Here is a 1156-nt window from a genome sequence, read left to right as displayed (position 1 = left end):
TGTGGGACGCCCACACCCACCCCTGGCAGTACACCTACGGCGGCCGCCAGACCGCGCTCCAGCTCGCGTACGGCATCACCACCGCCGTCTCGTTCGGCGGCTTCGCCTACGAACAGGCGCGGCTGCGGGAGGCCGTCGCGGCGGGCGCGCTGGCCGGGCCGCGGCTGCTGGCCACCGGGGAGCTGCTGGACGGGCCGCGGGTGGCGTACAGCATGGGCCGGGCGCACCGCACCCGGGAGGGGCTGCGGCGCTCGCTGGACCGCGCGGCGGCCCTCGACTGGGACTTCGTCAAGACGTACGTCCGCGCGCCCGGCTGGATCATGGAGGAGGCCGCCCGCTTCGCGCACGACAAGCTCGGGGTGCGCTCCGGCAGCCATCTGTGCACCCCCGGCATACAGCTCGGCCAGGATCTGACGACCCATCTCCAGGCAACGCAGCGGCTGGAGTTCGGGCATGTGACGACGGGGACGGGGCGCGCCGAGCAGGATGTGACGGAGATCTACACGGCCTCCGACTTCCGGCTGATCGCCACGCCGTTCGCCGCCCAGCCGCTGGTCGGCGCGGACCCCTCGCTGGCCCAGGACGAGCGCGTCACCCGGCTGATGCCGCCGTGGGACACCGCCCTGGTGCGGCAGCTCGCCGGAGCGCCGCCGACCGACGCCCAACTGGCCACCCTGCGCACCGAGATCGACATATACCGGCGGATCCTGGCCGGTGGCGGTGTGGTCGCCCTGGGTACGGACCAGCCGCTGGCGCCGGTGGGGCTCCATCTGCACGTGGGGCTGCGGGCGTTGCACCGGTTCGGGATGTCGCCCGCGGAGGCGCTGCGCACGGTGACCGTCCTCCCGGCGCGGGCGTTCGGCGCCGACCGGGATCTGGGCACCCTGGAGGTCGGCAAGCTGGCGGACCTGACGGTCGTGGACGGCGATCCCTTCACCGACTTCGACTCGCTGGTACGGACGGTCTCGGTGCTGCGGGGCGGCGTGCCGTTCGAGCAGCGGAAGCTGGTCGAGGCGTTCCCGGCGCCCGCCGGTGCCCGTGCGGCGCACGGGGGGTCGGCGGAGCACTGGCTGGAGGTCGGGCGGCAGCTGCGGCGGGACGGGTGCTGCGACCTGCACATCTGACGGCCTCCACGGATACACGAGAGGCAGCGCCG

General features: G+C 74.1%; 1 protein-coding gene. It reads left to right on the top strand.

From position 1 onward, the window contains the following. A partial coding sequence (locus SSOG_RS36100) for an amidohydrolase family protein (RefSeq protein WP_009719212.1) occupies positions 1–1124 on the top strand: 1124 nt, incomplete at its 5' end. Positions 1125–1156: the final 32 nt, after the last annotated feature.

This window comes from Streptomyces himastatinicus ATCC 53653, assembly GCF_000158915.1.
GTDB classification, from domain to species: Bacteria; Actinomycetota; Actinomycetes; order Streptomycetales; family Streptomycetaceae; genus Streptomyces; species Streptomyces himastatinicus.
Note: the sequence above shows the minus strand (reverse complement) of the source record. Positions and strands in the feature narration are given on the sequence as shown.